This window comes from Noviherbaspirillum album (assembly GCF_035916955.1).
Lineage (GTDB): Bacteria > Pseudomonadota > Gammaproteobacteria > Burkholderiales > Burkholderiaceae_D > Noviherbaspirillum > Noviherbaspirillum album.
The window spans coordinates 34345-53448 of the sequence record NZ_JAWIIV010000014.1 but is presented as its reverse complement, the minus strand read 5'-3'; the positions used below and the strand labels follow the sequence as shown (position 1 = coordinate 53448).

The 19104-nt window shown below is 63.4% G+C and carries 11 protein-coding genes; 4 read left to right on the top strand and 7 right to left on the bottom strand.

Annotation, left to right across the window (positions count from 1 at the left end):
* Positions 1-11: 11 nt before the first annotated feature.
* Both RY831_RS17075 and RY831_RS17070 read left to right on the top strand, forming a co-directional pair.
* Entirely contained in the window at positions 12-3335 is a 3324-nt protein-coding gene (locus RY831_RS17075; RefSeq protein ID WP_326507587.1) for a carboxyl transferase domain-containing protein, read from the top strand.
* Between the two features lie 60 nt (positions 3336-3395).
* Positions 3396-3980 carry a DNA-3-methyladenine glycosylase gene (locus RY831_RS17070; RefSeq protein ID WP_326507586.1) on the top strand — a complete coding sequence of 195 codons (585 nt, stop codon included), beginning with the start codon at positions 3396-3398 and terminating at the stop codon, positions 3978-3980.
* A gap of 18 nt (positions 3981-3998) precedes the next feature.
* On the opposite strand, the gene RY831_RS17065 is transcribed toward RY831_RS17070, so the two are convergent.
* The 5 genes from RY831_RS17065 to RY831_RS17045 all read right to left on the bottom strand — a co-directional run bounded on the left by RY831_RS17065 (position 3999) and on the right by RY831_RS17045 (position 10969).
* Complete coding sequence (locus RY831_RS17065) at positions 3999-4259, bottom strand: hypothetical protein (protein ID WP_326507585.1); 261 nt, start codon at positions 4257-4259, stop codon at positions 3999-4001.
* A 117-nt stretch (positions 4260-4376) separates the two neighbouring features.
* On the bottom strand, positions 4377-5672 hold the full coding sequence (locus RY831_RS17060; protein ID WP_326507584.1) for an EAL and HDOD domain-containing protein: 1296 nt from the start codon (positions 5670-5672) through the stop codon (positions 4377-4379).
* 123 nt (positions 5673-5795) lie between these two features.
* Entirely contained in the window at positions 5796-7337 is a 1542-nt protein-coding gene (locus RY831_RS17055; RefSeq protein ID WP_326507583.1) for a hypothetical protein, read from the bottom strand.
* Positions 7330-9075, bottom strand: coding sequence for an alpha/beta fold hydrolase (locus RY831_RS17050; RefSeq protein ID WP_326507582.1), 1746 nt, complete (start codon positions 9073-9075; stop codon positions 7330-7332). Before RY831_RS17050 ends, RY831_RS17055 begins: the two co-directional genes overlap by 8 nt.
* A 124-nt stretch (positions 9076-9199) precedes the next feature.
* Entirely contained in the window at positions 9200-10969 is a 1770-nt protein-coding gene (locus RY831_RS17045; protein WP_326507581.1) for a GMC family oxidoreductase N-terminal domain-containing protein, read from the bottom strand.
* A 170-nt stretch (positions 10970-11139) separates the two neighbouring features.
* Here RY831_RS17045 and RY831_RS17040 point away from each other — a divergent pair, with 170 nt between their 5' ends.
* Together RY831_RS17040 and RY831_RS17035 are read left to right on the top strand one after the other, a co-directional pair.
* On the top strand, positions 11140-14508 hold the full coding sequence (locus tag RY831_RS17040; RefSeq protein ID WP_326507580.1) for a 7TM diverse intracellular signaling domain-containing protein: 3369 nt from the start codon (positions 11140-11142) through the stop codon (positions 14506-14508).
* Positions 14509-15006: 498 nt separating this feature from the next.
* Entirely contained in the window at positions 15007-17772 is a 2766-nt protein-coding gene (locus RY831_RS17035) for a protein kinase domain-containing protein (RefSeq protein WP_326507579.1), read from the top strand.
* Positions 17773-17787: 15 nt separating this feature from the next.
* Here the strand turns inward: RY831_RS17035 and RY831_RS17030 are convergent, their stop codons facing one another.
* A complete protein-coding gene (locus tag RY831_RS17030) occupies positions 17788-18216 on the bottom strand; it encodes a hypothetical protein (protein ID WP_326507578.1) in 429 nt (142 codons plus the stop codon).
* 227 nt (positions 18217-18443) lie between these two features.
* Complete coding sequence (locus RY831_RS17025; protein ID WP_326507577.1) at positions 18444-18863, bottom strand: hypothetical protein; 420 nt, start codon at positions 18861-18863, stop codon at positions 18444-18446.
* Positions 18864-19104: the final 241 nt, after the last annotated feature.

Here is a 19104-nt window from a genome sequence, read left to right as displayed (position 1 = left end):
ACACATCGACAATGACCATCAACACACTGCTCATCGCCAATCGCGGCGAAATCGCCATCCGCATTGCCCGCGCGGCGGCCGAACTCGGCATCCGCACCGTTGCCGTCTATTCCGAAGACGATGCCGCTTCGCTTCACCCGCGCAAGGCGGACGAGGCGCGGCCGCTGCGCGGCAAGGGAGTTGCGGCCTATCTCGACATGGAACAGCTCGTCGCGCTGGCGCGCGATGCGGGCTGCGACGCCATCCATCCCGGTTATGGGTTCCTCAGCGAAAATGCCGCCTTCGCCCGACGCTGCGCCGAAGCGGGATTGCGTTTCGTCGGCCCAACGCCGGAAGTACTCGAACTGTTCGGCGACAAGGCGCGCGCCCGTGAACTCGCAGCGCAGCAACATGTGCCGGTGGTCGCAGGCACCGCGGGCGGAGCAAGCATTGAGGAAATTCGCGCTTTCATGGCCGGCCTCGGCCCGCGCGCGGCCATCATGATCAAGGCGTTGGCCGGTGGCGGCGGGCGCGGCATGCGCGCGGTGCATGACATCGCGGAGATCGGCGATGCCTATACCCGCTGCCGCTCGGAAGCGCAGGCAGCCTTCGGCAATGGCGACCTGTACGCCGAAGCTCTGGTAAGCCGCGCCCGACATATCGAGGTACAGGTGATCGGCGACGGCAGCGGTGCCGTGAGCCACCTGTGGGAACGCGAATGCACGCTGCAGCGGCGCAACCAGAAACTGGTCGAGATTGCACCCAGCCCGTCGCTGGCATCGGCACCGCGGCTGCGCGGCCGCATCATCGATGCAGCGCTGCGCATGGCGGCGGCGGTCGAGTATCGCGGTCTCGGAACCTTCGAATTCCTGGTGGACGCCGATGCCGAGGACGCCGGCGATGATGCCGCCTTCAATTTCATGGAGGCCAACCCGCGCCTGCAGGTCGAGCATACGGTGACCGAGGAAGTGACGGGCATCGATCTCGTCAAGGCACAGCTTCGCATTGCCGGCGGACACTCGCTGCGAGAACTCGGCCTGCTGCAGGACTCGATTCCCGCGCCGCGCGGGCATGCTATCCAGCTGCGCATCAACATGGAAACCATGACGTCCGACGGCGGAACGCACCCTGCCGGCGGCATGCTGAGCGTGTTTGAACCGCCTTCCGGCCCCGGCATCCGGGTGGACAGTTTCGGCTACGCGGGCTACACCACCAGCCCCAATTTCGATTCCCTGCTAGCCAAGCAGATCACTCATCTGCCATCCGGCAGTTTTGCGGAATCGGTGGCAAAAGCCTACCGTGCTTTGTGTGAGTTCCGGGTCGAAGGCGTGGACACCAATATCTCCTTCCTGCAAAACCTGCTCCGGCATCCCGACGTCATCGCCAACAGGGTCGATACCCGTTTTGTAGAAACACGGCTGTCGGACTTGCTGGCCGAAAACCGGGAAATGCACCGCGCGCTGTATGTCAAGGCCGCGGCAGGCCAAGCCGGTTCGGCGCGCAGGCAGGCCGAACCGGATGCGCCGCCGGGTACGATAGCCTCGGTTGCGCCGATGCAGGGTTCGGTGGTCGGCATCGATGTCGCCGAAGGCGCGCAGGTACATGCCGGACAGCAGATCGCGGTGCTGGAAGCGATGAAGATGGAGCATATCGTCAAGGCCGAGTGCAGCGGCATCGTCCGCATGATTGCCGTCGCCAGAGGCGACGTGGTGGCGCACGGCCAGCCATTGCTTTACCTGGAGCCGATGGAAGTCGATGCGGCACATCATGGCGACCAGGAAGAGGCCGACCTCGACCGACTGCGGCCCGACCTGGAAGAAACGCTGATGCGGCATGCGATCGGCCTCGACGCCCAGCGTCCCGACGCGGTGGCCAGGCGGCGCAAGACGGGGCAGCGCACGGCCCGCGAAAACATCGAGGACCTGTGCGACGCCGGCAGCTTCATCGAATACGGGGCGCTGGCGCTGGCCGCGCAGCGCCGCCGCCGCTCGATCGATGAACTGATACGCATCAGCCCCGCCGATGGATTGGTGGCCGGGGTCGGCAGCGTCAACGGCGACCAGTTCGCCGATGATGTCTCCCGCTGCATGGTGATGTCCTATGACTACACGGTATTCGCCGGCACCCAGGGCATGATGAACCACAAGAAGACCGATCGCATGTTCCAGCTGGCACAGGAGTGGAAGCTGCCGGTGGTGCTGTTCGCCGAAGGCGGCGGCGGACGCCCCGGCGATACCGATGCGATGCTGGTCGCCGGGCTGGACGTGATGTCCTTCATCAATTTCGCCCGCCTGAGCGGGCTGGTGCCGCGAGTGGGCATCGTTTCCGGCCGCTGCTTTGCCGGCAACGCTGCGTTCCTCGGCTGCTGCGACGTGATCATCGCCACCGAAAACGCAACCATCGGCATGGGCGGCCCGGCGATGATCGAAGGCGGCGGCCTCGGGATCTTCCAGCCGGAGGAAGTCGGTCCGGTCAGCATGCAGGCCCCGAACGGCGTAATCGACGTGGTGGTCAGCAATGAAGAGGAAGCGGTGCGCGCGGCGAAACGGTACCTGTCCTATTTCCAGGGCCCGCTCACGCAATGGGAATGCGCCGACCAGCGCGAGCTGCGCCGGCTGATACCGGAAAACCGGCTGCGCTCCTATGACATCCGCAAGGTGATCGATACCCTGGCCGACAGGGATTCGGTGCTGGAGCTGCGCCGGCAGTTCGGCGTCGGCATCATCACGGCGCTGGTGCGCATCGAAGGCCGGCCCTTCGGCCTGATCGCCAACAATTCCATGCACCTCGGCGGCGCCATCGATGCCGATGCCGCCGACAAGGCGGCGCGCTTCATGCAGCTGTGCGATGCATTCGACCTTCCCATCGTGTCGCTTTGCGACACGCCCGGCTTCATGGTCGGCCCGGACGCGGAAAGCACGGCGATGGTGCGGCATGTTTCGCGCATGTTCGTCACCGCCGGCAGCATCGACGTGCCATTCTTCACCATCGTGCTGCGCAAGGGCTACGGCCTCGGCGCGCAGGCCATGGCCGGCGGCAGCTTCCATGCACCCTTCTTTACCGTGGCCTGGCCCAGCGGCGAGTTCGGCGCGATGGGACTGGAAGGCGCGGTGCGCCTCGGCTACCGCAAGGAACTGGAAGCGATTGCCGACCTTGATGAACGCAAGGCCATGTTCGACAGGATGGTGGCGCAGTCGTATGAGCAGGGCAAGGCCATCAACATGGCGTCCTTCCTGGAAATCGACGATGTAATCGATCCCCGGGAATCGCGTCGCTGGCTGCTGCGCGGCCTGCGTTCATGTCCGCCGGCGCCGGCACGGACCGGCAAGAAACGCTCTTTCATCGATACCTGGTAAGCGACGGCTTGCGCGAGCTCAGCTTCGACAACTCGGGGCGGCGCGCGCGGTCTCATGCGCATGAACCCGACAACACGATCCCGCCGCACGCGCGGCGCAAAGCTGCCGCGCGATTTCTATGCCGGCGATACCGTCGAGGTGGCACGCGCGCTGCTCGGCAAGCATCTCGTGCACGTGCGCGACGGCATCGCGATGCGCGGCCGTATCGTGGAGACCGAAGCCTATCTTGGTGCGCACGATCTCGCTTCGCACTCGTCCAAGGGCGTTACGCCGCGCACCGCGATCATGTACGGTCCGCCGGGTTATGCCTACGTGTACCTGATCTATGGCATGCACCACTGCATGAACGTGGTCACCGAGACGGAAGGACACGGTGCGGCCGTGCTGCTGCGTGCGCTGGAGCCGGTCGAGCATGTGGAGGGCAATACCAAGGGGCCGGGTCTGCTGTGCCGCGCGCTGGGCATCGACCGCAGCCTGAACGGCCATGACCTGCTGAGCGAGGACTTCCATATCGTGGATTCCGGCGAGGCGCGGGATTTCAATATCGTGACGCGGCCTCGCATCGGTGTCGCCTATGCCAGGGAATGGGCCGAGGCGGACTTGCGCTTTTATATCGAAGGCAATCCCTGGGTATCGAAGAAATGAACGAGCGGGGTATGCGGACTAATGCCGTTGCTCCACGTCGATCGGCGCCGGCTTGGTCACGCTCTGGTTTTCCAGGCCGTGGCGATCGCGGTTGTTGGCGTCCTGCGCGTCTTGGGCGGGCTGGCCGCGAGTGCGGTCGGCTTCGTCGCTGCCTGCCGCGTCGGAGGTGTACGGCGCGGTGACATTGAGATCTTCCAGGCTGCCCGGCGCCGGCCTGTCGGCCGAGGGCTGTGACTGCTGTGACGGTTTTGACTGCGGCGGCGTGTTGGCATCTTGCATGATGAACTCCTGAACCGGTACGGATATTGTTAGGATGGCATGCAAGTGGAATAGTTCGAAGCAGGTCTCCGTGCGGATACTACAGACGATGTACGGACACCGCACCCGGAAGCGGCGCTATCGGAAGTTGCCCGCGACCTCGTCGCTCCATTCGAAGGCCAGCAGTTGCATCAGGTAAAGCTCCTTGCAGGATACCTGCAGTTCAGCGAGTACCCCGCCCAGCGCCGCATCGCTGGCTTGACGCCATTCGGTGTATTCGGCGGCATCCAGCAGCCGGCCGAAATATCCCTCCCGCCGGAGCAATGCGGCGCTCACTTCCTCGGCCACCGGGATCTGTTCCAGGATGTCCGTCATCGGCATGGAGAACAGGGTATCCATCAGCGACATGATGCCGATGGTAAAAGCCGTGTCCGCCTGTCCGCGGTTGCCGGGCCGTGTCTTGTGAGCCAGCAGTTCCATCAGCCTACCGCGCGTGGTGGCTTGCCGCGCCAGCACCTCGGCTCCGGCGGCAGCCTTGCCGTGGTCCGCATACAGCATCAGCTGCAGCCAGCGCTGCAGCTGGTTGCGCCCCAGCACCTTCATCGCCTGCCGCAGCGAATCGATCCGGTGCGTGCTGATGGCCGGCGTATTGGCCAGGCGCAGAAGGTTGAGCCCGAGCGCGATATCGGCCTTGATCTTGTGTTCGATCACAGCGTCTTCGGCATCCGATGCCAGCATTTCCAGCAGCTCCATGATGGCCGCCTGGGTGGGCGACAGCGCGGCCCCGCCCTCCATCCGCGGCGTTGTGAAGAAATAGCCCTGGAAGGCATCAAAGCCCAGGCTGGCGCACAGATCGAACTGATCGGGGGTGTCGACACGTTCGGCCAGCAGCTTCTTGTGATGGATGCGGAAACCTGCGCAGAAGCGGCTCAATTCCTCGGCGGAGCGGCCGGTGACGTCAATGCGCACGCCATCGATGAGGTCGAGCAGGTCGGCGATATCCTGCGCGCGGTGAGTGACCGCGAGCGCAAAGCGGAAGCCGCGCCTGCGCAGTGCCGCGAGCTGCTCGCGCACCCCAGCCCCGGCCCCCGGCATCTCCGTGAGTACCAGGGTGACCTGGTCCGCGGGCAGGAAGGTAAAAAGTTCGTTTTCCAGTGCGGCGCCGTCGATGCAGAGCATGCCGGGCAGATCGCCGAGTACGCGGGTCATGCCATACTGGATCACGTCTGCGATGACGGAAGCGCTGGCCGGCAATTCGCCCACCGCCCCATTCGCGCCATTCGACCCGCTTGCTCCTTCCGCTCCGGCTTGCCGAAACAGCAATTCATGGGCAATCAGGTTTCGCCCACGGTCGACTACGGGACGGCGCGCCATGAAAAAGTCGGATCCAATGGCTATGCTGTGGGTACTGCTGAAAGTGACGCTGATGCTCATCTGCTCCTCCTTGCCGGTCCGCTATCGGTTATCGACCAGGTCTCGTCGTATCGCCGGCAAAACTTGCTTTACCTCAACAATACGCCGCCAGCATCGTGGACGCCAGTGGTTTCGCACATTGCCTTACCAGCTGTCGAGACGATCCCCCCAGCTGATCATGTCCCGGGTGTAGAAGCGGTAGGCGTCGGGATGGCCCGCTCCCAGCCTGGGCAGATCGAAAATGAACAATGCCCGGCCGATCGCACGTCGGCGGAATCCCGGGCTGCGCTTGCGCAGGATGGCATCGCGCCATGCGCCGAGGTTGATATACGTGAAATTATTGCGACCCGAAACAGGTGGACGGCACTGCAGATCCGCTTCCAGCGCCACGTGCGTATGCCCTTCCACGTGCAACCGCAGTCCGAGCTCACGGTAGCGCTCGGAAAATGCCGGCAGCCCGAACAGCGTCCTGGTGGAGATATCGGACTCCGGTTCCTGCACTTTCGCCATGAGCCGCATCAGCGCCATGTCGAGCCAGTACCATTGCAGTTTCGTCAGTACCGACAGCAGATGCAGCCCCATCCGGGTGCTGCGCCAGGCACTGTTCCATGTTTCGGCATGGCTTAGCCAGAGAACGAGACTATCACGGAAACAGCCGAGCATGGCATCGTGCAAGTCCATGGCCTGCGAATCCTTGCGCGCCATTCGTCTCGATTCCGACAGCAGGCGCACCACGGCAGCTACCGACGGCCTGTACAGATCCATTTCGTCAAGCAGATTGCACAGCCGCTGCGCACCTGGCAACTTCGGATCGATGTGCCTGGCTGCGCACCAGATGAAATGCGAAAGCATGCCGGCCGCGACCGTGTCGCCGAAGCAGGGGTCGCTGAACGCGCGGTAGCCCTCCTGCTGCCACTTCTTCGGCGTCCATCCGTCGCACGGCCGCCAGCCGGCGGTTGCCCGCGAGTTGTCGGCATCGCGCCATTGGCCGTGGGTGGCCAGCAGCCGCAAGCGGACGTCGGCAATGTAGAAAGGTAGCAGTGGATAAAGCTCGTTGCGGGCGCTGCCCATCTGGGCGCCGACCCAGGCGCGGTAAGAATCGGAAATGTCGAGCGCGGTGAGGCCAAGGCATTCTTCGTAGAACATTTGCCGTGCCACCGGCACCACCTGCAGCTCCTTGTCATGGTTGCCGACGATGGGCACGATGGTTACCCTGACCCCGCTCCCGCGCAGGCCGTCCAGGCTTTTCCGCATCCAGTAGAAAAAGCCGGAATACGGCAAACGGCTGTCGTCCGGCCGTTCGCGCGCATGGATGCGCACGATATCGCGCATGATGTCGAGCACGATCCGGCCGAAGCGCGGATCGTCGCGCTGCCAGGGATAAACGCCGGCCTGCGCCCATTTGCTGGTGCGGATCAGGTCGATGATGTCTCCGTTGAGGATCAGGATGAGTTCATCAATGCGCTGCTCCGGCGGCGTATGCGCCTTGTCGCCGGGATTGCGAACCGCGAATTCCAGCTGCTCGAAGAATAGCTGCCAGTCGCTTTCGGAAGCGGTCTGGTTGCCGACGGTGCAATCGGTGCAATGTATGTCGCTGATCAGCACGCATAGCCGGTTGCCGGGATCCGCATCGGCCGGCCACGGCACGAGGCCGGGAGGGAGGATGGCCTTGCCCGCCTCAGTCATGGCTATGCTCCTTCAGGAAGCCGAGCAGATGGGGAAATACGTCCTGCGCCGCGTCGCGTCCCATGAACATGTCCTGGTGCCCGTAACCGGGAACCACGTGCAGCCGGTGGCGGCCGGGGGCGTGGCGCTCGAACAGCTCATGGCATTGAATATTGGAATCGGCGAACACCCGGTTGTCCTGTCCCTGCAGCAGCAGGATGGGCGTCGGCTGCGCGGCGATGTGCGTGGTGTAGTCATCCGGCAGCGCCGCAAAACGCGGATCGGACTGGTCGTACTTGACTGCCCGGTTGCCGCTTTCCACCATCTTGTGCACGTGCCGGTAGTAGTTCACCCCGACGCCGCCGAACAGGTCGCCCAGCCGGTCGTGGGTCGCCGGCAGCAGATTGGCGTGATTGAACAGCGCGGGTCGGCCGCTGCCCCACATCAGGCTGAGCATGTGGCATTCCGGCGAGTCGCATTCCTGGTGCACCAGGTCGGCGCCCCAGGCAATGAGCTTGCCCACCGACAGTCCGGGCTCGCGCCGCCACGACGGATTGTAGTATTCGATACCGAGCAGATTGTCCGACACCCAGGGCGCAACGCCGAGCTTGGTTTTCGACCAGGCCGGCACGCGCGGCGTCAGGGCGACGCTGTTGAGCACGGCGCTGGAAATGCCTTCCACCGTCTTGCCGAACAGGCCCATCGCCATGGTCAGCGCACCGACGCAATGGGCCACCACATGCACCCGGCGCCGCGGGCCGACATGCCGGCGCAGCTCCTGCAGCGCGGCGGGATGGTCGAACAGCGCGATGTCGTCGAAGGTATAGAGGGTGCGCGCAAGGTTATAGGGGAAGCGGCAGCTGCCGCGGTAGTCGAGCGTCCATACGTCGCCATAACCTTCATCCAGCAGGGTCTGCACCAGGTTCCGGTGTTCGGGCATGATGAACATGTCGGAGGAACTGGTCAGGCCATGCACTACCAGCACCACGTCGTCGCTCGGCACGCGGCAAAAGCGGGTGAGTTCGAGCCGCAGGCCGTCGGCCGTCAGGAAAGGATGGGTACTGATCGCGGCGCCGGCGACGCCTTCGGTGGTGAACTTCGCGTAGCGCCGCTGCGGCTGGTTGGGAGCCGGCGGCAGGTGTGGTCCATAAACGTCCCACAGCTTGCCGGCAAAAAAGCGGCCGAAGGCGATCAGGCCGGTCACGCTGGTCTTGCCTTGGACGTCAGTGGCGCTCAGCCCGCGCAGAACCTGCATGAAATCCATCAGGCCGAGGCTGATGATGCCGGTCACCCATAACCGGTCTCGCGCGGGCGTGCCGGGGTCCGCATGGCCGCGATAGACGTTCACGAACAGCGTCGTGGTGTCTTTCCAGGCGTCGAGCGGCGCATCATGCTGCACCTGCTTGTTGCCCACGAAGGTGAACTCTTCTCCGCCGGGCGTGGTGCAGTAGACCTGGTAGTACATCACCTTGCGGTCGCGGTCGGCGGTGTCCGGCATCAGGCGAAAGGTGCCGGACCGGACCGGGCAGACTCCGCCGAGCAGCGGGCAATTGATATGGCCGGACAGCGTGCCGGCATGCTCGCCCTCCGCCAGGAATTCGCCGAGATCGGGGATGCGGACCGTTACATGCAAGGCCAGCGCATGTCCTGCCCGCTCCCCGTCGGCATAGCCGTCCGCGAAAGTGGTGGCTTCGGCGCTGACGTATCCCTTCATGACTTCGGCGAACTGGATGCTGACGCCGTTCAGTTTTTCGGACATGCGATGCACTCCCTCAGGCATGCACGCGCGGCGGAGCGCGCCGGGCGGTGCTGTATTGATTTGATGATTGACGTCGCAAGCGCCGGACCGGCGCGGAAACGGCGCGCCGTTTCACAGTGCCGCATCACAGCGCCGCATCCGGCATGTCGCCGGTGATGTCATGCGCGATCCACTCCGACACGGCCGTGATGGTCGCGACCGGATTGGCGCCCAGCGCGGTGGGCATCAAGGAACCGTCGGCGACATACAGGTTGCGATAACCGAATACCTGGCCGCGGCTGCCATCGAGCGAGCTGACCACGCCCTGCTCCGGCGATGCGGCCAGCGCGCAGCCGCCGAGCGGATGCACGGTGACATTGTTCTTTACCGGCCACAGCCAGGTCGGCATCGGGACGAAATGACTGGCGCCGATGAAGCGCGTAAAGCGCTCCCCCAGCGCCAGGATCGCGTCATACAAGGGACGATTGCTCTCCTGCGGCCAGTCGATGTCGAGATAGCCATCCTTGTTCAGGCGCAGCACGCCCCGCGCATTGTCCAGTCCCATGCAGAGCAGCACGGCGCTGTACTGGGACAGATCGCGGGAAAACAGCTTCTGCACCATGAAGCCGACGCTGCTCTGCTTGCGTCCCGGATAGTAGCGGTCGAATGCGTAGCCGAGCACCTGCCTGCAGGTCTGCCAGAGCATCTGGAACGGATTCATCATCGGACCGATGGCGGCGGCAGCCCAGCCGACCTGGGTGGCATAGCTGGCGTCCTCAAGCAGGAAAGCCTGGCTGCGATCGAGATTCTCGAACAGGTGATGGTCGGTGTACTGGGTGATGACAGGTCCGTAGGTCGAATTCACTTCCTTCTTGCCGTCGACCGCGAAAGCAAGAAAATCGCCGTTGCCGGAAAAATGCCGGCCCAGCCGGGAAGAGATGCGCGGCAGGCTGCGATGCACATCGCGGCAGCGCAGCAGCAGTTCGTTGGTGCCGAGCGTGCCGGCCGACACCACGACGCGACGCGCGGTCACCTCCCACGGTTTGCCGTGCTCAAGATCGCGGTAGTAGATGCGGTAGCCGTGGCTGCCGTCGGCCTGCGGATCATCCGCCTGCCGTTCGTTGAGCGGCACGATACGTTCCACCAGAGACTGCGTTCGCACCTCCATGCCGTAGCGTTCCCGGGCGACATGCAGGTAATTGTGATCCACCGAATTCTTGGCCTGGACATTGCACCCGATATCGCATTCGCCGCAATAGGTGCATGAAGTCTGCAGCGCCCCGTAGCGGTTGGGCTGCTGGACGCCGAGAGGCAGCGGCTCGCCGTTGCCCTTGTAGCTGTAGTCGTTGCCGAAGTAGACGCAAATGTCGGCAAGCCTGGTCGGCAGTCCTGCTTCGCGGGCGAAGGACTGGAACTGCACGGTGCGCTGGATGTGGCGGCGGTCGTCCGGCCCGGCGGCTGGCGGCACGGTGCGGGCGCCGAGCACCTGCTGGGCGACATCGTAATAAGGCGCGAGCGTGTCGCGGTTGAGGCCGGCAGGCCAGTCCTGCTCGAACACCGCGGCCGGCGGGCGCAGGAAGACGTTGGCGTAGATCTGCGAGCCGCCGCCGTAGACAGCGGAAGTCACGGTATCAATCTTGTCGAAATGCCGGATATCGAACATGCCGGTCAGCTGTACGCGCTGTTCCTTGCGCTTGCGCACCGCCCGCGGCCGCCTCGCCATATCCTCCTGCGGGCACCAGACGTTGTCTGCCAGGTCATGGGGACTACGCGGATAGGCGCCGAGCGCGTACTGGCGACCGCGCTCTAGCAGGAGTACGCGCCCCGGCCAGCGCCGGGTCAGCCGGGCGGACATGACCGCGCCGCCGAAACCGCTACCAATAATCAACACGTCATACTGGACTGGTATGCTCATGATCATTCCTGACGTAGGCTTTTGCATGCAAAAGCGGGATATATTTGTGCCGCGCCGGTACCGCGTTCGGATATTATTTCTCTTCAGAAATATGCACTTTATAACAAATGTGACCATTAGTTGCCAATGAACCACATCTTCTTGTTGGCATTCAAGCGGCTGGGATAGCAATGTTTCTTCTTTTTAACGTCTCTGGACCGCCTGGGTTCCTGCGCGCCTTACTCGCTCTGTGCGCGTTTCTGTGTGCTCAGGTGCAGGCCGGCGACCTGCGCATCGACGACAAGGGCCTCGCCGCGCCGCTGGTATTGACGCCCTATTGGGATGTGCTGGAAGACCGCGAACAACGACTGGGCATTGCCGAAGTGACCGCCGCGGACATGGCAGCGCGCTTCAAGCCATCAAACATGCGCTCGGATTCGCTGAATTTCGGTCCGCGTTCCTCGGCCATCTGGCTGCGGATCCAGCTGCGCAATGCATCGCCACAGCAGGTGGAGCGCCTGCTGGAAGTTTCCTTCACCCACCTGCATTCGGTGGAGTTCTATACGCCGCGCGCCGGGGGCTATGACCGCATCGTCACCGGGCATTCGCGCCCGTTCGCCGAGCGGCCGATCAACCACCGCCATTTCGTCTTCCCGGTCCATGTGGCGGCCGAGTCCAGCGGGGTTTATTTTCTGCGGGTAGCCTCCGGCACCTCGCTCGACATCCCGACCAAGCTGTGGGAGCCCCAAACCTTCAACCGCCAGAGCATGCACGAATACATCGGCCAGTCGCTGTACTTCGGCATGCAGCTGGCGCTCGGCCTGTACAACTTGCTGCTGTTCGCCTCGCTGCGCGATCGCACCTATCTCTACTACGTACTCTTCGTTTGCGCGAACGCCCTGTCGATCATTGCCTTCAGCGGCCTGGGGTTCCAGTTCCTGTGGCCGAACATGCCGGAATGGTCGATGATTTCCTCGATGATCGGCTTCGCCCTCACCGGAATCACGCTGCTCCTGTTCCAGCGGCGGCTGCTGGCCACCTATGACACCGTGCCCTGGCTGGACCGGGTCATGCGCGTCTTCCTGGCGCTCAATATCCTGCAGATAATCGCATTTTTCGTCTTCCCCTATCACCGGATCATCGCCATTGCCATCGGCCTGGATGCGGCGAACATGCTGCTGGCGCTGATCGTCGGCGTGGTATGCAAGCTGCGCGGCCAGCGCAGCGCGCGTTTCTTCCTGCTGGCATTCAGCTGCCTCGTGTTCACGGCAATCCTGACCGCATTGCGCAGCTATGGCGTTCCGGACATACCGAATTTCATGACGGTCTACGGCATGCAGATCGGCTCGGCCATTGAAATGCTGCTGCTTTCGCTCGCGCTGGCCGACCGCTTCAACCAGATGCGGCGGGAAAAGGAACTTGCGCAGCAGCAGCTGGTGGATGCGCTGAAGCGTTCGGAACGCATCCTGGAACAGCGGGTGCTGGAGCGCACCGCCGAACTGTCGCGCATCAACCAGGAATTGCGCGAACATGAACGGGCCCTGGAAATCGCCAAGCAGGGCGCGGAAGATGCCTCGCGCATGAAATCGGCCTTCCTCGCGAACATGAGCCATGAAATCCGCACGCCGATGAACGCCGTGATCGGCATGGCCTATCTGGCCCTGCGCACCGACCTCAACGGCAAGCAGCGCGACTATGTGGAAAAGATTCACCGCGCAGCGGTATCGCTGTTGGGCATCATCGATGACATTCTCGATTTTTCAAAGATCGAAGCCGGAAAGCTTGCGATCGACAACAACGATTTTTCTTTGCATGACCTGCTCGGCCATGTAAGCACGGTCACCAGCCAGCGCGCCAGCGACAAGAAGCTCGGCTATGTGTTCGACATCGGCGAAGACGTGCCGGTGCACCTGAACGGCGATGCGCTGCGGCTGGGACAGGTGCTTGTGAACCTGATGAGCAATGCGATCAAGTTTACGCATGCGGGCGAGGTGCGGCTGCGCTGCCGGGTCCATGCCATCGACGAAGCGGGCGTGGACCTGCGCTTCGAAGTCCAGGACAGCGGCATCGGCATGGCGCCCGAGCAGCAGGCGCGGCTGTTCCAGGCCTTCAGCCAGGCCGACACCTCGACTACCCGCAAGTACGGCGGCACCGGCCTTGGCCTGGCGATCAGCCGGCGCCTGGTGGAAATGATGGGCGGCGGCATCAGCCTGCACAGCGAGCCGGGAGTGGGTTCCGTGTTCACCTTCACGGTCAGGCTCGGCTTCGGCGCGCTGACGAAGGCCGCATTGCCAAGCCTGCCTGAACGCTTGAAGGCCAGCCGTGTGCTGGTGGTCGACGACAATCCGGCGGCACGGGAAATCATTTGCGACCTGGTCGAGGGCTTCGGCCTGCGTGCGGACAGTGAGGAAAACGCGCTCGATGCGCTGGCCGCCCTGCGGCGAGCCGACGGTGGCGAACCTTACGACCTGGTGCTGGCCGATCTTGGCATGCCGGGCATGAATGGACTGCAGCTGGCGCAGGAAATCGCCGACGGCGGATTGAGCCGGCCTCCCAAGGTGATCCTGATTACCGCGTTCGGCCGCGATGACGTCATGCGCCAGGCCGAGCATGCGCCGCTGGCCGCCGTTCTGTTCAAGCCGATCGACCAGTCGCTGCTGCACGACACATTCGTCAAGGTGCTTGCAAGCGATGCGCCGGTCCGTGCTCCGGGGCTGCACGGACGCCCCCTTCCACGCTTCGATGGCAGGCGCGTGTTGCTGGTGGAGGACAATGACGTCAACCAGGAGATCGCGCGCGAGATGCTGACCGCCGCCGGACTCCAGGTCGATATCGCCGGCAATGGCTGGATCGCGCTGGAGCAGGTATTCGGCGCCGGCCCCGGCGGCTACGACCTGGTGCTGATGGATATCCAGATGCCGGAGATGGGGGGCCATGCGGCGACGCGGCGAATCCGGATGGACGAGCGCTTCATCGACTTGCCCATCATTGCCATGACCGCGCACGCATCCGCCGCCGACCGCGAAGCCTGCATCGCGAGCGGCATGCAGGATCACATTACCAAGCCCATCGATCCCGAGGCATTCTATTCGACGCTGGCGCGCTGGCTTGAGCAGGCGCGAGGCGATGCCATGCCTCATGCTCCTCGCCCGGGTGACCATACCGCCCTGGCGCGCGCGGCGGCCCCGCCAGGGGGGCAAGCGCTGCCGGTGGAAATTCCCGGTTTTGATACCGTGGACACGATAGAGCGGCTGTCGGGCGATGTCGACCTCTATCACCGGGTACTGGAAATGCTGATTCCCAGCCTGGCGGGAACGCTGGCCAAGTTCAACGCGGCGGTGGCCGCTTCCGACGTAGATGCGACCCGTTCGGCGGTGCATACCGTGCGCGGCATGGTTGCCAACGTGGGCGCAACTTCGCTTACCAGGCACGCCGCCGAACTGGAAGCCATGCTGAACTCGCGAATGGCGCCTCCTGAATATTTGCAGCGGTTCCGCGGCATGGTGGAAGAGACATTGCGCCATGTTGAACAGGGCCTGGCAGAACGCAAGGCGGCCTGACCCGCTCTTATCGGGCAAGTACTTCCTTTGATCCCATTCTGGCGCCCTAATTGGCATATCGACGTTGCCAGCCCAGCGCCTTAATCTCTCCTTTTCGCTTGTACGAACATGCCGGAACCATCGGAGTTGCCGGAGCCACTGAACACGCCGGCAATGGCGCATAGACTGTCGGACACATTGCCTTTTGGCATGTTATTGATCTGCTTCAATCTTTTCTCGATGAAACTTTGTTTCGACCGTGATCATTTGTAAGAAATTTGGATTAGGGAAGTTTGTTTGCGCAATATCCAGATGCCGAAGGATGTCCCGTCTATCCTAAAGCGCAATGTTAATTGCCAAACTGAAGCCCTGAAATCCGGATGCCGCGTCGACGCACATGCACAGCATGCCGCCCTCACGGGTTCTCCGTAATGTCGTAATACCGTAATGCCGCAACGCTCAGGGTGTGCGAGGCAAATCCAGAAAACCAGCAAGTGTCACTTTTCCAGAACGGTTGATATGCACGAGGAATCTCATCAATCCCATCGAGCACGCCAGGCCGGCTCGTCCGGAACCCATGCCCCCAGCGCCGGCACGCGGATCGACAATGCCGAAATCGTGAGCCTGATAGGCAGCAGCCCCGCCGCAGCGGTCTACCTGGCCCAGGAGGCAGCCACCGGCAGGCGCATTGCGCTGCGCGAATACATGCCGCACGGACTGGCTTCCCGCGCGAGGGACGGCGTCATACGTCCGTCCGGCGAACAGGAAGCCGCCGTATATGCCGCGGGCCTGCGCAGCTTCATCAACGAGGCGCTGGTGCTTTCGCGATTGTCCTCGCCTTCGCTGCTGAGCTTCGACCGCTATAGCGAATTGAACGGCACCGCCTACGCGTTCATGCCCTTCCATGAAGGAAGCACGCTCGACAGCGCCGTCACCGAACAGGACTTCACGCCCGACGAAACCTGGATCCGCATGCTGGTCGCCCGCCTGCTGGACGCCGCGGAAGCGGTCCAGCGCGCGCAATCCTGCCATGGCAACATCCAGCCCGGCAATATCCTGATCCGCCGCGACGGCACGCCGCTGCTGCTGGAATTCGATGCGGCGCAGGCCACCATCGGCGAAATCATCCATACCCCGACGGGCATTCTCGCTACCGGATACGCGGCGATGGAGCAGCACTTCAACGCCAGGAACCGCGATATCGGCGCCTGGACCGACATCTACGGCATCGGCGCCACCGCCTATTTTCTCGTGACCGGGCATCCACCTCCGTATGCGATGCAAAGGCTGGCCAATGAAGGCATGCTGCCGGCGCTGCACTCGGCGCGCAGCAGCCATTCACGCGGACTGCTGGCGGCCATCGGCCGCGCGCTTGCAATACATCCGGAACACCGGTTTCAGACGGTGGCGGAAATGCGGGCTGCACTGAATGCCGATCCCCAGATCGTCATGCCGGCGGCGCCCTCGATCCTGCGTGCCGACAATGCCCGCGCCGCCGTGCAGTCGCATCGCGAGACACTGGCTGGCGCCGCACAGGTACGCACAGGCACCGACATAGGCGCAAGCGCTGCCGCCGAGGTCCAGCCTACCCAGATCAATCCCGCTGCAATGCAACCCGCACCGGCTCCGCTGTCGGAAATGCAGTTGCAGGCACATGCCCTGCCCGCGCTACCGGATAACTGGCGCAAGCCCATGCCTGCCGACGAATATCGCGTCGGGCGTTCGCGCAAGCCCGGGCGTTCCGCACTATGGGCATCCGGCCTGATGCTGCTGGCCGGCGTGGGCGTCGGTGTGGGTGCCGGCTACCTTCATTTCGTCGCCGACGGCGAAGCACCGCAGGCGGAAGCCACGGAAGGCAAGCGCCAGGTGAACGGATCGGCACCGGACAAGGAAGCGCTGGCGGCGCTGGCAGCGATACCGATGCCGGTCACTGCGGCACCAGCGTCAACGAGCAAGGAGCCTGCAGTGCCAGCTGCTGCGGCTCCCCCCGCTGCTGCCAGCGCAGCTACCGGCTCAGGCGCACAGACGCCGACGCCGGCGACTGCCTCCGCCACCGAGCGGGTGAACGCATCCGCTTCATCTCCGGCAACTCCGGCAACTCCGGCTGCAGCGGCGGCACAGGTGCCCCCGTCAGTCGCCAAAGCTCCACCGCCTGCGCCGCAAGCCGCAAGCGCAGGCAATCCTGCAAAGGCTGTGCCGCCGGCCGACGCGAAGGATGCTGCCCGCCTGGCTGCTCAGGACCAGGAACAGTGGCGCATTGCCAATTACGTGGACCAACCCGTCTCTTACGAAACGTATCTGAGCCGTTATCCCAATGGCCGCTACGCGGACGCCGCGCGGGACAAGCTGGCATCGCTGCGGCGCACGGCTGCTGTCGCCGCAGCGCCGGAGCGCCCTGCCCTGCCCGTCGCGGCCGCGAACAATTCGGCAACGACGATCACGCCAGCGCCGACCGTCTCCGCATCCAGCGCACCCGGCACGTCCGGCATCTCCGCCAGCCGAACCGATCGCCCGGATTCACGCGTGTCCGCCGGCGGCGATGACGATACTGCGGCACCGGCACCGGCCACTGCCGCTGCTGGAAACTCGGGCAACGCCGGCACTGCAAGAGTGATCCGCCTGGACGGCCAAACCATGACCGGCAGCTTCACCGCCGACCCGTCCACCGGCGTCGTTTCCGGCACCGGCCGCATCGAATGGTCCAACGGCGACCGCTTCGACGGCACCCTGGTGCGCGGCTCCAAGGAAGGAAAGGGCCAGTTCGTCTGGCGCAACGGCCAGCGCTACAGCGGCGACTGGGCGGGCAACGAGCCCAACGGCAAGGGAACCATCGTGTTTTCCAACGGCAATCGCTATGACGGCGAAGTGAAAAACGGACTTCCCAATGGCAAGGGGACACTGGTGTTCGCCGACAAGACCCGCTATGAAGGCGATGTGAGAAGTGGTGTCCCGAGTGGCAAGGGAACCATGGTTTTCCCCGACGGCACGCGCTACGAAGGCGACATCCGCAACGGCATGCCCCACGGCCAGGGCGTCACCCGTTTCAGGAACGGCGATGTCTATGTCGGCGCGGTGGCGCAAGGCCGCAGTAACGGGCACGGCCGCTTCAGCTGGAGCAACGGCACGGCTTGGGAAGGAGAATTCCGCGACGGCCAGCGCACCGACAACGGCAGGATGCTGACCGCAATGAGCCGCTCGGCGATGAGTTCCGGCGGCTCGGCGGGCGGAACTGCGGACGGCGGGCCGACGGGTGCAGGCCGCGACGAAATCGTGACGAAACAGTAGTGCCAGTGGTGCCGCTCATCCTATCGTAGTTATCGGTTCGGGAATCCAGCGCAGCGTCAGGATGGTGCAATCCGCATCCACCTCGTAGCGATGATGAATGCCCGCGCCCCAGATGGAGAAATGCCCGACACTCTCCAGCACGTGCTCCACGGTATCTTGCTCGGGAAAGTGCGCATGGCGGGAGAATTGAAGACGGAACCGGCCCGGGGTACCGACCAGGATGGAAAGCGTCCGTCCTTCACTGACCGGCTTGCCATTGCCGCGCGGATCTCCCGCGACATGGGCCATCCATTTCATCGTGAGCGTGTGGGAGCGCAGTTCCATGGGCATGTAGCGAAGCGGGCTGCCCTGGCCTGAACTTTCACGGGTCCAGTCGCTATGACCGAGAAACCAGCCCGTGCCACGGGTATCGAGATTGCCAAGATGCCCAAATTCAATATCCATCAGCGCATTTTCCATGGACTAGTGGGGAGCACTCATTCGGACCTGCGCGCGTTTATCACCTATCGACTATCGGCGCGTCATCGCCTCGTCATCGACCGCGCCGCACTCTGCCGGCACGCGGCGTGTACACGGTTGCCACCGAAACAATGGCGAAAGTGCAAGCCCGAAAGTAGAAAAGCCGGTGCGAAGCCGCCTTCAAAGGGAGCAACAGCGCGTCAAGCAGGATCTCAGACCAATGCGAGGTGCTGTTGCTGCTGGGGCAGAAATTCGCGGATATCGCGCGGCTTGCGGCGGCGTGGGTGCTGGATCTCATCGGTGCGCATGGCCCTGGCGGCCTTCCACAGCAGCACGTCGTCTTCATAGCTGCGCAGCGCCGCGGTCTTTTCCCACAGCACGCGGCGATGGGTAACGAAATCCCAGCATACCGGCGTCAGTCCGTTCAGCTTGCCCTCGTTCTTCATGCGCAACGCTACCGTCATGACATCGCCCGCATGCGGTACATCTTCCGGAAACTGCAGGGAATTAGCCCAGGCCCGCACATCGCAAAAGTCGATCACCTGGCCGCGCAGGGGTTTATGCCACTGGTCAGGATGGGCGTGCTGATTTGGCCAACGACCTGCGCCAACCCAAGTACCCGTTTTGAACATGACTGATCTCCTTGTTTAAGCACTGGCAGGAACCTGACGGATTCCCACGCTGAAAACATGAAAGTTGCGCTTCTTAAACATATGCAATCAAGCAATCGACACCAGGATTATTAATCCTCGGAAATTCTAAACTGCATACTGTTGTTTCATACAGTACGTCGCATTTTAGCCTTTATTTATACGGCCCGCAGAGATTTTTTGTGATTCTAGCGATGCAATTCTTTCGGGTTAATGACATGGC